The following is a 12,677-nucleotide window of genomic DNA, read 5'->3' as shown; positions in this document are numbered from 1 at the left end:
GCTGTCGGTTCTCAGAAGCGGGCATCGGCGAAATGGGCGACCTGAGCGCCGGCTTCGTACCATAGTTCCTTGAGCGCACGGAAGCTCGGTTCGGTGGGTGACGTCAGCGGCAGCGGCAGATCGGCCTCGGCAAGCCGGCCGAGAATATGTTCGGCCAGAGTTCGGCCGAAGACCGTGCCGGGGGCTATGCCGCGGCCATTATAGCCCGAAAAGCCGATGACATTGGGGGCGAATTTGTGAAAGCGCGGCAGCGCATTGTCGGTCATGCCGATCTGCCCGTACCATTCGCATTCGAATTCGACGTCGCCGATATCGGGAAAGAGCCGCTTCATGGCGCGCTTGGCCCAGCCCTTGTGCACCGCAAGCCCGGTATTGCGCAACGCGCCGACGCTACCGAAAACGAGCCGTCCAGCCTGATCCATGCGGAAAGAGGACAGAATATCCTTGGTATCCCACGCGCCTTCCCGCCCCGGCAGGATCAACTGACGCAGATTGTGGCCGAGCGGCACGGTGGCGAAATTGAAATAGGGCAGATAGACCTGCTCGTTGCGGACCTGCTCGAAGGGGCCGGTGCTATAGGCATCGGTCGCGACGATGATCCAATCCGCGCTGACCTCGCCGCTCTCCGTCTTCACGGTCCAGCGGCTGCCGCGACGCTCCGTTGCGATGACGGGGCTCGATGTATGGATGACGACGCCCGCCTTGACGGCGGCATGGGCGAGGCCGCGCGCATAGGCAAGCGGCTGCAGCGTTCCGGCGCGCATGTCGAGCAGTGAGCAGGCATAGGCCTCGCTGCCGGTGCGCTTGGCCGTCTCAGCTGCATCGAGCAGCACGACGGGCGCGCCGCGGGCTGACCATTGCGCCGCGCGCTCCTCGACCTCCTTCAGCCCGTCGGCGCCGACGGCGCAGTGCAGAGTGCCGTTGCGTTCGAGTTCGCAGGCGATTCCATGTTTGTCGATCAGTTCCATGACGAGCTTCGGCGCATTGCCGAGCAATTCGAGCAGGCGTTCGCCATGGACCGGGCCGAGCACGCCGGGCAGGTCGTTGGGCATCACCCACATGCCGGCATTGATCAGGCCGACATTGCGCCCCGCGCCGCCGAAACCGATCTCTTTCGCCTCCAGGAGCACTACCTTAGACCCGGCTTCGGCAAGATGCAGGGCTGCGGAAAGACCGGTATAGCCACCGCCAACGATGACCACGTCGACCGGCACCGCGCCTTGGAGAGCCGAGGTCGCCGGCGGTTTGCCTGCGGTCTTTTCCCAGAGGCCGTGGGAGCGCGGATCATTCAGCATGGCACGGTCCGATCGGATTGAAACCGGAATACTCTAGCGCATAAGAACAGGTGTTGAAGCGGTGATTTCACGCAACGGTCCTCAGCTGCAGGCCCGCGAGCCCGAGCGCCTCCATCGCGGCATCCAGCGATGCGGCCTGCCGTTCCGCATAAAGCGCCAGTTCGTCCTGAACGGTCGCTCCGAGTGCGGTCTCGAAGGCGTCGCGATTCGAGCGCGTCGCATAATTCTGCTGCTGGTCGGTTCCGAGATTCGACTGGAAGATGCCGGCCGCACTGACGGGCAGGAAGTCTTCATAGACAATCGGCGCAAAGGCGAGGTAGCCCTTGGCGATCAGCGCTTCGGGATCGCGCGGCAACGTGCTGGCCACGGCAGCTGCGATGCCGGCAGGTGTGGCGGAATAACGGAAGAAGGCGAGATCCTGCCTGCGCAGCTCATCCCAGCTGTCCGGCAGCGCCTTGAAGCGCTCGGCCAGTTCCTGATCATAGGCGCCGGCCTTGGCGCCGCCGGCGCCGACCTGCACTTCGCCGCGCACAGAAGCGAGCAGCTGGTCGTAGAGCGTCCGGCCCTTCGCCGTCAACGCCACGCCGCGTTGTTCGATCTCGCCGAAGCGGGCGGTATGCGTACCCTGGACCGCGCCCTCGTCTCCTAAGAAGACGATCGCCTCCTCCAGCGCCTTGAAGCTCGTCTGCCGCAGCAGGATATCGCACTGCCGGCGCGGCGGCCCTTCGATCACGGCCTTGGGCGTGATGCCGCGTTCCGGCATTCGGGCCTGCACGGCATCGATATCGAGCGTGCGCGGCGTCAGGTGGTTGATGTGCGGCCCCTTGAAGCTGACCACGTCGGCAATCAGACGATGCGCGTCGTGCAGGCGCTTGTAGGTTTCGGCATTGACCGTCGCCTCGCCGTGCCAGCGGAAGGTTTCAAGCGCTGCGGCGACGAATTCGGTCGCTTCCGCCTCGGTCAGGCCGCCATTCTGCTCGTGGCGCTCGATCAGTGCGATGGCGCGCGGCGTATAAATGCGCCGCGCTGCCAGAATGGTTTCGGCCTCCCGACGCAGGCTTTCATCCTCGATCAGTTCCAGGCGCAGCAGCGAGGTGAAGACGCGGAAAGGATTGATGTTGAGCGCCGTCTCGTCGATCGGCCGGAAGCAGGTGGAGTGAACCGGTACGCCGGCAACCGAAAGATCGTAATAACCGACCGCCTGCATACCCATGACGGCAAACAGCCGGCGTATGGTGAAAAGCTCTTCCGCCGTACCGAGCCGGATGGCGCCGTGGCGCTCGACATCGATGCGATCAAGCTCACCGGCACGCGCCAAGCGCTCGCGTAGATCCGGATTGCTTTCGAGGAAGCCGGCATTCACATCCGCCACCAGTTCGATCAGCGTGCCGTATTGCGGCACCTCCGTCCGGTACATCTGCGACATCGCTTCGGTGAATAGCGAACGGATACGGTCTGTGGAAACGAAGGCTTGCGGCATCTTGGAAAACTCCGGCTCATTCCGTTTTTGCAGGATGAAACTCTTTACAATCTCTAGAAAGCCGAAAATATCGATATTTCGGAAATAGCCCATTCTGAAACGGAATGACAGAATGACCATGCGCGCTTCAAGACGTTTCCTGCCGTCGATTTCGCACCTCGCCGCCTTCGAGGCGGTCGCCCGTACGGGCAGCGTGACCGCGGCCGCGCGCGAGCTCGATCTGACGCAGAGCGCCGTCAGCCGTCAGGTGAGCGCGCTGGAGGAGCAGCTTGGCGTCGAACTCTTCCTGCGCGAACGCCAGACCATGCGGCTGACGCTGGCCGGCGACAGCTATGCCCGGGAGATTCGCGAGGCGCTGCGGCGCATCTCGAGCGCCTCCCTGAACCTGCGCGCCAATCCGCATGGCGGCACGCTGAATCTCGCCATCCTGCCGACCTTCGGCACACGCTGGCTGGCGCCGCGCCTAGGGCGCTTTCTCGGCGCCAATCCCGGTGTGACCATCAACCTCGCCACCCGGCTTTCGCCCTTCGACTTCCGGCTCGATTCGATCGACGCCGCGATCCACTTCGGCCACCCGCACTGGCCCGGCGCGGAACTGACCTTGCTGATGTCGGAGCGCACGGTGCCGGCCTGCAGTCCTGATTTTCTGAAACAGCACCGGATTTCGCGGCCAGAGGATCTGCTTGCCGTACCGCTTCTGCATCTGACGACGCGCCCTGACGCCTGGGAGCAATGGTTCGCCGGCAACGGCGTTTCCTTCGAAAACGTGAACGGTATGCTCTTCGACCAGTTCGCCACCGCCGCGCAAGCGGCGATCGCCGGCCTCGGGGTGGCGCTGTTGCCGACATTCCTGATGCAGGAAGAGCTCAAGCGCGGCGATCTCGTCGCCGCCGTCGGCCGGGAGATGGAGAGCCGCGAGCGCTATTATCTCGCCTTTCCCAGCGAGCGCGCCGATTATGCGCCGCTTGCCGCCTTTCGCGACTGGATCGTCGCGGAAGCGGCCGCGCGCCCGGCCGCGTGAGGAACGGCTTGCATCGGCATGGTGCTTTCGACCATTATGCGCGCCAAACAACGTTGCAGGAAATTTCCATGAAGCCGATCTTCGTCCAGCTCCAATGCGCACCCGGCAAGACCTATGAGGTCGCCGACGCCATCTACCAGACCGAGCTGGTCTCGGAGCTCTATTCCACAAGCGGCGATTACGATCTGCTGTTGAAGGTCTATATCGAGGAAGGCCAGGACATCGGCAAATTCATCAACGACAATATCGCCAATATTCCGGGCATCGTCCGGTCGTTGACGACGCTCACCTTCAAAGCCTTCTGAATTCCCGTCAGACACGGTTAACCCTGTCGCGAAGAATCGCTTCCCCAGGACGTCGCTGAAACCACGCCTTAACGCCTGCGATATCTGGTCGCTGCTATAAAATCCGCGCCAACACGCGTTTTGGCATGCGCAGCGATAGGTGGAAAATGGCGATCGTCGAGGCAGATAGGGCGTGCGAGAATCCGCAGCCGCAAACGGCTCCGCTGATCGTCCATGTCGTACGCCAGTTCCTGCCCAATCGCGGCGGCTTGGAAGACGTCGTCGCCAATCTCAGCCGCCAGACCCTCCGGCGTGGCTATCGTGTCCGCGTCGTCACGCTGAACTCGCTGTTCACCGCGCCTGAGGACAGGCTGCCGGCTCGGGAGACTATCGACGGCATCGAGGTGGTGCGCATCCCCTGGTCCGGCAGCAGCCGTTATCCGCTGGCGCTGGAGGTTTTTCGCCATCTCGGTGATGCCGATCTGCTGCACGTCCATGCCATCGACTTCTTCTTCGACGCGCTCGCCTGGGGCCGGATGCTGCACGGCAAACCGATGATCGTCACCACCCATGGCGGCTTCTTCCACACCAGGAAATACGCGGCGATCAAGAAGATATGGTTCCGCACGCTGACCCGCGTCTCGGCGAGGGCCTATCGCCGCGTCGTCTGCTGCAGCGCCTCCGATCTCAAGCAGTTTTCCGAGATCGCGCCTGATAGCGTGCTGATCGAGAACGGCGCCGATATCGGCAAGTTCGCCGATACCGCGTCGCGTCGCGCAAGGCGCCGCATCGTCACCATCGGCCGATTTTCGGTGAACAAGCGGCTGGACCACCTGCTTGACGCGGTGGCGGTGCTGAAGAGCGGCGATCCGGAATGGCATCTCGACATTGTCGGGGCCGAATCCGACCTGAACCAGGTGGATATCGAAGGCGAGATCGAAAGCCGGAACCTGACCGGCCGCGTCACCCTGCACGTGTCGCCAGACAATGATACCATCCGCCGCATCATCACTGAGGCTTCACTCTTCGCCTCCGCCTCGGAATATGAAGGTTTCGGCCTGGTCGCGCTGGAGGCGATGAGCGCCGGCCTGCTGCCGGTGCTGAACGCAAATGATGCCTTTCAAACGCTCGCCAATCGGCATCCCGTCATCAGGCTTGCCGATTTCACCAGTCCCGAGACTGCCGCGGTTGCCGTGGAATCGGCCTACAACGACCTTGCGCGCCGACCGGATGTCCTTCGCTCGGAGCTTCTCGACTCCGCGCGCGGCTATTCCTGGGATATCGTCGCCGGGCGCTACATCGATCTCTACAGATCGCTTGATATCGCCGTCGCGGAAAGCCTCTGATCCTGCCTAACCGAGCACCCGCTTACGCTCTCGCGAGACGAATGATCTCGTCGAGGACGAATTTGCGGGATTGCGGCGGCGTCAGATTGTGGTCGGCATCCGGCAGCATCAGCAGCCGCACGTTCGGGTAGCGGGAGAGCCGGGCGCCGCGCGGGCCGAAATGGAAATAGACATGGTCGAGGCCGACGTCGCCTTCGCTGTAAATCAGCGTCAGCGGCACCTTGCGCTTGCCGAACAGGGCGAAGGACTGCCGGACCTCGCGGGCGATGTGACGCCTGTCGGGAAGCAGTTCGAGCAAGGGCGCGATGAAGGGCGACAGTCGCCGGCCGCCGGCGATGACGATATTGCGCAGCGCCGACACCACGTCCACCTGCCCGCGCAGCAGCCGCTTCAGCGTGTCGAGCCGCGCCAGGCGCTGGCCGTAATCGTCGAGGCTGCGGGGAACGGAGACGACATGCTCGCGGCGCACCGGCACCTTCGGATCCCAGTAATAGACGAAGGGATTGATCGAGACGACCGCCTTCAGCCGCTCGTCGGCGACGCCGGCGCGGAAGGCGACATAACCGCCGCTGCACCGGCCGGCGACCATGACGGGGCCGGCAACGACGCTTTCGAGCAGATCGAGCGCGGCGATCGCGTCGTCGGTCTGTGTCATCGAATAAAGCACCTGCTCCGGCGCATCCGGCCGCGGCGGACTGTCGCCGACATTGGCGGAATCAAAGCGCAGAGAAACGACGCCCTGGCGCGCGAGCTCGCGCGCCATATCCACTGTCGTCCGCCCCCAGCCGGCATGCCGGTCATAGGCGGTCGAGAGGAAGAGCACGGCATTGCCCTTGATCTCTCCGAGCGGCCGGCTGACGACACCGACCAGATGATCGTGGCTTCCGAAACGCACCGGTGTTTCCATAAAACCTTCGCCGGTAAGCGGCGTGGTTTCGATCGCTGCCGGCGAATGCGCGGCGGATCTCTCCGCCGTCGTCGCCTTCAGCCAGGCCGTCAGAAGCTCGACGACGGCCATGGGTGTCTTGGCGAAGAGCGGATTGGTGACGAGCTCGTCATAACCGTCGAAGACTTTCTGTTCGACATCGGCGCCAAGCGCCTTCAGCGCATCGGCGAAACCGGTATCCTCGGCCCTGACGGGGCGTTCCAGGATCAGATAGCGGGGCGCTGCCAGCCCCTGCGGCGAAGCTATGTTGAGTTTGCCGAGCTCGGCGGCGATCTCTTCCGGCATGACAAGCCCGGCGATCTGCACCTTTGCCGCCTGCACGTGCTGCTGGCCGAGGCCGAGATCGGCGTCGATGATCTTGGACCACATGTTGAGTTCACGCAGATAGGCGCGGCCGCTCAGCACCGGCGCCAGCATGACGAGGCTGTCGACGCCATCGATCGAGGAGCCGATGCGCTGGGCAAGGGTTGCGCCAAGACCTTGTCCGATCAGGATGATGCGGTCGCAGCCGGTAAGCGATTTCAGCTTGGCGGCCGCCGCGCGAATCGAGTTTTCCCAGGTTTCCAGCCTTGCCGGCAGCGCCCCGAAATCGAGCGCATCGCCAGTGCCGCGGTAATCGAAGCGCAGGCTGGGTACACCAATATCGGAGAAATGTTCGGCCGCGACGCGGAAGAATTTGCGGCTGCACATTTCCTCGAAGCCCCATGGGCTGACGAAGAGCACCGCGGCCGAGCGCTTCCTGGTCTCAGGATTTTCAGGCATGAACAGGCCGATCGTGCCGTCGAAGACGACAGGCAAGGCGGCGTTGCGTCCCGCACCTTCGGCCGGTTCGAGCGAAAATTCGCCGGGCGCGACCTTGGCGCGGTCGGGATCGCCGGGGCGCCCCGGCGCGATGAAGTCGACAACGCGGCCGACCGACCGCCGCAGCGCCGACGGCATCTTTTCGACAATGGAGCGCATGACCTCGACATCCTCGGCAGGCACGGCCCGCAGCACCCGGAGTGCTGCGAAATGGGCGAGCGTACCGGCGATAATCGCGAAGACAAGACCGATCAGGCCTTGGACGAATTCCAGCACCGATATCGCCGCGCAGGCGCACAATATGGCGGCGAGCGTCACCTTCGTCAGGCTTGCGTAGAGACCCGAAAGCTGGGACCCGAATCCTGTCTGTCTGATCATCATCACCGACATCGCCACGAACACGAGAATGCGCACGAGTGCGGCCCCCTCGGCGGCAAGCCTAGGAATGATCAGTAAACAACCCGCTACCATGAGGAGGCCACCTATCACACTGATGTTGAGGCGGGAGCGGGCTTTGTCCATCGACAGCAGATAGAGGCTGAGGATCTGCATAAAGGTATAGGCAGGCGCGACGAGCGCGAGCAGCGCGACCACCGTGCCGCTGCGGCGGAAAGCTTCCCCGAACACCACGAGCACCAGTTCGCTGGAGATCGCGGCAAGCCCGAAGCTCATCGGCAGCACGATATAGGCCATGCTGCGCGTGACGGCGGCGAAGACCTCGACGGGCAGGGTCGAATCGTCGCTGCTGTGCCGCCGTTCGGAATAATAGGGCAGCAGGCTGCCGGTCATTTGGATCGGCAGCTGCAGCGCAATATTGGCGATCGACAGGCCAACCGCATAATAGCCGACCATTTCCACCGACCAGAACTGCTGCAGGAAGAGCAGTTCGAGCCGGTTGAGGAAGATGGAATCGATGATGAACTGGATCGACAGGATGACCGAGGAGGAGGCGAGATACTTCAGCGAAACCCCGCACCAGTCGCGCCGTGCAAGAAGGATCGGCAGTGTGGCGAAAAACAGCACGAGCTGGCCAAGTGCATAACCGACGAGAACGCCCTCGACGCCATAGAGAACGGCGCCGGCGGCGACGCCGGCGAGCTGTATGATGGAGACCGCAACTGTCAGCTTGAAGAAGGTGCCGAGCTTCTTTTCGCCGATCAGGTAGAATTTGACGAAAGACCCGATCGCCTGGACGAAAAACAGCGCGCCGGTGACGAGCGCGACGGAAGGCGCGGTTTCCGCCCAGTGCATCTCCTCGGAAGTCAGGAAAAACAGGGCGTAGAGCGCCAGCAGCAGCACCGTCGAAAATATCATGAAGCTGACGAGAATGGCGGCGAACCCCCGCCGCCGGCGCGCGTCATAGCCCTCCGCCGAAAGCTGCGGCAGGGTCTTCAACAGCGTGATGCTGGACCCAAGCTCGGCGATCGAGGCACCTGTCATCACTAGCCAAAGCGAGAAGGCGACGATGCCGTTGGCCTCCGGCCCAAGCAGCCGCGCGGTGATGATTGAGGAAACGAAGCCCGTCAGCAAAAGCAGCATGCCTGCCGCCGCATTCATCACCGAATTTGCGATAATACCCTTCGACATCTGTCCATCCGTCAGGATCGACCCAAAGCGCGTTGCGATCCTTCAGATTCGCTTCTCACGCTCTAGCTCTTTGTTTTTACGCTTATCGTTATCGCAACCGCTGCGCATTTTTTGCGCGATGTGCTCTAAGCCGCATACCCGCCATCTCTAATGCGAAAATGTTAAAATAAAGCGGAGTGAGGACGTCACCTTAGCTGGCCTGCATCGCCGCCAGCTTCTGGAGCGCCTTCTCATAGCTGTTCTCTGCGAGGTAGCGCAGCAGGAACTCCCGCGCCTTCGTGGCCTTCTCTCGTGCACGCTCGGGCGCACGGAAGATATCGCCGAGATGCGCGGCCGCGATTTCAGGAGAGGGATTCGCCCAGACCGCGCTCGGCAACCCCGCAAATTCTGGATGGGAATCGACGACGGGAATGAGGGGAGAGGCGACCAGCCAGCTGTTCTCGGGATCGCAGAAATCTTCGGTCCCTGACCAGGCGGTGGAAACGACCGGGGTGCGATGCATGATCGCCTCGGCTACAGTCAGCCCGAAGCCTTCCGAGCGATGCAGCGAAAGATAAGCGTCGGAAGAGCGGATAAGGCCATTGATCTCGGCGTTCGAGAGCTTGTCCGTGACGATCTTGATGCGGGCGTTGCCGGCGACCGAAGCAATCAGTTCGCGCAAGCCCTCATCCCTGCCGATATCGCCGCTCGCCTTCATCAGCAAAAAGGCGCTCGGGCATTCGGCGCTGAACAGTCTGAAGGCCTCGATCACCGCCTGCGGGTTCTTTCGGTTGATCGAAGAGCCGGCGCTGAAGATGAAGCTGACGAGAAAGGCATCTTTCTCGACGCCGAACTTCTCCCGCATGCCCTCCGCCGCCGGCTTCTCGATTACGGGATGCGGAACCACGATGACGGGTGCCGCCGTCAGCGGCGCAATCGCCCGTCTGGTGAATTCCGAGGGTACGAAGACGGCATTCATGTAACGCAGCCCATTGCGCCATTCCGCCGGCACGACCTCGAGCTCCCAGGCGAAATAGCCGATGTTGAAAGTGCGGGTAAAATTCGCAAGCCCTTTCTTCGCGATGGCGCGCGGCAGCATCGGCGGATTGAGATGCCAGATCCGGCTTCCCGGCAGGTCGTTGGAAACATGCGGCGGCGCCCATCCGGCGAAGGATTTCTCATCCGGATGTGTGCTGACGTCGGATAGCAAAATCGCCCGCCCGGCCTCGGAAAGAACGCCGGCGCAAAGCCTTGCCGATTCGCCGACGCCGACAGGCATCGAGAGATAGCCGATGATCTCCACCGGCTTGCGGGGATTGAAGGCGACACGCGACCGTGGGATAAGGCGCTGCAGGACGTGGGCGCGCAGAAAGCGGTATGTCTTTCTCAAATCACGATCTTTCGGTGGTTTTGTATCATTCTTAGCAGGCAGCATAGTTCGCACGACATACTCTAGCCCGCGAACCCGACGCGACGTGAACTGCCCAGATTTCTGATTTCGCCCGTCGGCGGAGCATCGCTCTCCGTGCCGGGTAGTGGATGGAGCCTCACGCGCCGCAATGCACCCGGAGCAAGGTGGAACCAGTCGTCGTCGGGCCAATAACCGCCCACGTCGATATGCACTGATTGCGCCAGCCGATCGCTCCTGAGATCGACGACCCAGTCGTCGCCGTCCTTGGCCAATGATGCCTCGATCGTGGCGTCATGCAGCGCCTTGCCTCGTCCGCAGGGGAAGTGGAAGCTTTCTGCGAGAACGACGCCGTCGGCGAGGGAGCGCAGCCGAGCGACGCTTGCGTCATGCGCCGGCGGACCGAAACGGAAGGCATAGGTCGTATCGAAGAAAGCGCCGAACAGCGCGGTGCAGGCAAAACGTTCCACGCTCCTTGCCGCCAGCTTGAGCCCCATGTTGCCGCTGACGACCTGTTGCCTTCCATTGCGCAGGCAGAGGACCTCGAGTTCCAGGTCGAGGGCGCTGTCCGTCTCGTTGATGACATGCACGTCGAGACCATTGGTTCCCTCATCAGTGAAGACCGCCTGGATCGGCCGGAAGGCGCGGCGCATCGCATACCAGACGGGTTTCGGCTCCCCTGTGGAATCGATGACGCCCCAGCCGGGGCCGGGCAGCAGATCCTGCAGCGTCCAGACCAGCGCGCCGTTGCAGCCGGAGCCTTTGCGCCTCCATTCGGCGAAGGATTCCTCGATCACCTCGCCGGTAACGGCGCGGGAAAGATCGAGATATCGTTCCAGATCTTCGCGCCGCAGCCGGGCCGGGTCGAAATCGTAGAGAAGCTCCAAATAGAAGTCGCGCACATCCTCGAAATCCCACGATGCGCTGCGGTCGCGGGGCACACGCGCCTTCCACAGCGGGCTGTGGACGGCGGGGACGTCGAGATGGCGCTGCAGCGTCCTTTGCTGCGGCACATGCGCAAAGGCAAGGCATTCCGAGGCAAATCGCACATCGGCGCGGCGGGCGTCGGCAATCGGCCGCATATAGGCGCCGACGCCGTAATAATGCGCGACGCCTGAATTGGGCGAGAACGGCATCGCTCCGCCATGAGGCGAGTTTGGAACATAGGGCACGTCGGGACGCATGCGCGCGGCGATGGCCGGAATGATCTCGTCGGTGACCGGCCCGCTCCAGAATTCCATAGGCAGGCCGAGCATCGCCGCCTGCTGGTGGATTTCGCTGCCGCCGCAAAGCACCGCCAGGGAAGGTGACGCCTGGACGCCGTGCAGGAATTCCTCGACCTCGGCATGCACATGGCCGAGAAAAGCCTTGTCGTTGCGCGGATAGTCGAAATTGGCGAACATGAAATCCTGCCACACGAGCAGGCCGAGCTCGTCGCAGAGCGCAAAGAAATCGGGCGTCTCATAAGCCATGGTGCCGGCGATGCGGATCATGTTCATGCCGGCTTGGGAGGCAAGTCCCAGGAACGGTTCATAATCCGCCCGCCCTCCCGGCAGCCGCGCAATATCGGCAGTCGTCCATACGGCGCCGCGGCAGAAGATGCGCTCGCCGTTGACAATGAGCGCGAAGTCTTCGCCATCGGCGGCGCGGTCGACGTCTATGCGCCGGAAGCCGGTCCCGCCGAGCGAATATTCCGCGCCGTCGGAAACCAGCGTCATTTCATAAAGACGCGGTGTGCCGTGCGTATGCGGCCACCAGGGCTCGATATCGGACAGCTTGAGGATAGCCGAGTAATGATTTTCGCCGACCTTCTCGAAGGGCTGCTCCATGCCGCCGCAGCGCAGCAGCATTGCTGGATCTTCGGCATTGTTATGCAGGGAGACGCTCAGCCGGCCGACGCCGTTTTCCTCCAGGACCGCTCGGATGGAGACATTATCGATCGACACGGTATCGCGCTGCACCAGTGAGATCGGCCGCCACGGCCCGACGGCGTGAATATCGGGGCACCAGCCCGGCATATGGCCGAGCAGCGTCGTGCGGAAATTCTTCAAACCAACCGGCGTGATCATCTGCGGCCGCCAGCGCGCCCGCGGGCCGGGCTCGGACAGGCGTGGCCCGAGCGCTCGGAAGCAGAGCGCCAACTCGTCACCCCCCAGGAGTGTCACCGGGAGTTCGTGCGCCGTGAACATGCTTTCGGAAAAGAGGATTTCTTCGCCGTTGAGGAAGACATTGCAAACCGTGGCAAGCCCGCCGAAACGCAGAATTGCTTCGCCGGGTTCGGCATCAAAAAGCCGGCAGAGATACCAGGCGTCTTTCGTGTTCAGCGGCTCGGGATTTTCCCGGTCAAACAGCCCGGCCTTTTCAAGCGCTGCCGCAACGGTACCCGGGACGGGGGCAGGAATGAACTGCGCGGAAAGATGAATATCGTGCGGTACGGCGCAGGCGCCCGGCTCCGTCAGGACCAGATTCCAGCCTTCGGAAAGCACGCTTTCCCGGGCTCCGATGCTTGCCAAACGCCCCCGCATTGTCT

The 12,677-nt window shown here is 62.8% G+C and carries 8 protein-coding genes; 3 read left to right on the top strand and 5 right to left on the bottom strand.

Annotated elements, in window-relative coordinates; all coding sequences use genetic code 11:
- Positions 1-11: 11 nt before the first annotated feature.
- On the bottom strand, positions 12-1,295 hold the full coding sequence (locus J2J98_RS20615) for an NAD(P)/FAD-dependent oxidoreductase (RefSeq protein ID WP_207601982.1): 1,284 nt from the start codon (positions 1,293-1,295) through the stop codon (positions 12-14).
- Positions 1,296-1,362: 67 nt separating this feature from the next.
- A complete protein-coding gene (gene hglS, locus J2J98_RS20610) occupies positions 1,363-2,775 on the bottom strand; it encodes a 2-oxoadipate dioxygenase/decarboxylase HglS (protein WP_207601981.1) in 1,413 nt (470 codons plus the stop codon).
- 112 nt (positions 2,776-2,887) lie between these two features.
- Between hglS and J2J98_RS20605 the strand changes: the two genes are divergently transcribed.
- From J2J98_RS20605 to J2J98_RS20595, 3 genes are all read left to right on the top strand, one after another.
- Positions 2,888-3,796 carry a LysR family transcriptional regulator gene (locus J2J98_RS20605; protein WP_138396242.1) on the top strand — a complete coding sequence of 303 codons (909 nt, stop codon included), beginning with the start codon at positions 2,888-2,890 and terminating at the stop codon, positions 3,794-3,796.
- 68 nt (positions 3,797-3,864) lie between these two features.
- The gene (locus tag J2J98_RS20600; RefSeq protein WP_003567502.1) at positions 3,865-4,101 is read left to right on the top strand and encodes an Lrp/AsnC ligand binding domain-containing protein; all 237 of its coding nucleotides are present in this window, start codon (positions 3,865-3,867) and stop codon (positions 4,099-4,101) included.
- 146 nt (positions 4,102-4,247) lie between these two features.
- Positions 4,248-5,426 (top strand): glycosyltransferase family 4 protein, encoded by a 1,179-nt coding sequence (locus tag J2J98_RS20595; RefSeq protein ID WP_207603169.1) that lies wholly within the window; start codon positions 4,248-4,250, stop codon positions 5,424-5,426.
- Between the two features lie 22 nt (positions 5,427-5,448).
- Here the strand turns inward: J2J98_RS20595 and J2J98_RS20590 are convergent, their stop codons facing one another.
- From J2J98_RS20590 to J2J98_RS20580, 3 genes are all read right to left on the bottom strand, one after another.
- Positions 5,449-8,760, bottom strand: coding sequence for an oligosaccharide flippase family protein (locus tag J2J98_RS20590; protein WP_207601980.1), 3,312 nt, complete (start codon positions 8,758-8,760; stop codon positions 5,449-5,451).
- A gap of 190 nt (positions 8,761-8,950) precedes the next feature.
- Positions 8,951-10,129 carry a glycosyltransferase family 4 protein gene (locus tag J2J98_RS20585; protein WP_207601979.1) on the bottom strand — a complete coding sequence of 393 codons (1,179 nt, stop codon included), beginning with the start codon at positions 10,127-10,129 and terminating at the stop codon, positions 8,951-8,953.
- Positions 10,130-10,191: 62 nt separating this feature from the next.
- A complete protein-coding gene (locus tag J2J98_RS20580) occupies positions 10,192-12,672 on the bottom strand; it encodes a glycoside hydrolase family 2 protein (protein WP_207601978.1) in 2,481 nt (826 codons plus the stop codon).
- Between the last annotated feature and the right edge of the window lie 5 nt (positions 12,673-12,677).

The sequence above is a fragment of the Rhizobium bangladeshense genome, from assembly GCF_017357245.1.
Classification (GTDB): domain Bacteria; phylum Pseudomonadota; class Alphaproteobacteria; order Rhizobiales; family Rhizobiaceae; genus Rhizobium; species Rhizobium bangladeshense.
Note: the sequence above shows the minus strand (reverse complement) of the source record. Positions and strands in the feature narration are given on the sequence as shown.

What these genes read in the sequence shown, in the direction of transcription:
- J2J98_RS20580 (WP_207601978.1), bottom strand. Translation starts at nt 12,672, where the DNA reads ATGCGGGGGCGTTTGGCAAGCATCGGAGCCCGGGAAAGCGTGCTTTCC.
- J2J98_RS20615 (WP_207601982.1), bottom strand. Translation starts at nt 1,295, where the DNA reads ATGCTGAATGATCCGCGCTCCCACGGCCTCTGGGAAAAGACCGCAGGC.
- J2J98_RS20605 (WP_138396242.1), top strand. Translation starts at nt 2,888, where the DNA reads ATGACCATGCGCGCTTCAAGACGTTTCCTGCCGTCGATTTCGCACCTC.
- J2J98_RS20595 (WP_207603169.1), top strand. Translation starts at nt 4,248, where the DNA reads ATGGCGATCGTCGAGGCAGATAGGGCGTGCGAGAATCCGCAGCCGCAA.
- hglS (WP_207601981.1), bottom strand. Translation starts at nt 2,775, where the DNA reads ATGCCGCAAGCCTTCGTTTCCACAGACCGTATCCGTTCGCTATTCACC.
- J2J98_RS20600 (WP_003567502.1), top strand. Translation starts at nt 3,865, where the DNA reads ATGAAGCCGATCTTCGTCCAGCTCCAATGCGCACCCGGCAAGACCTAT.
- J2J98_RS20590 (WP_207601980.1), bottom strand. Translation starts at nt 8,760, where the DNA reads ATGTCGAAGGGTATTATCGCAAATTCGGTGATGAATGCGGCGGCAGGC.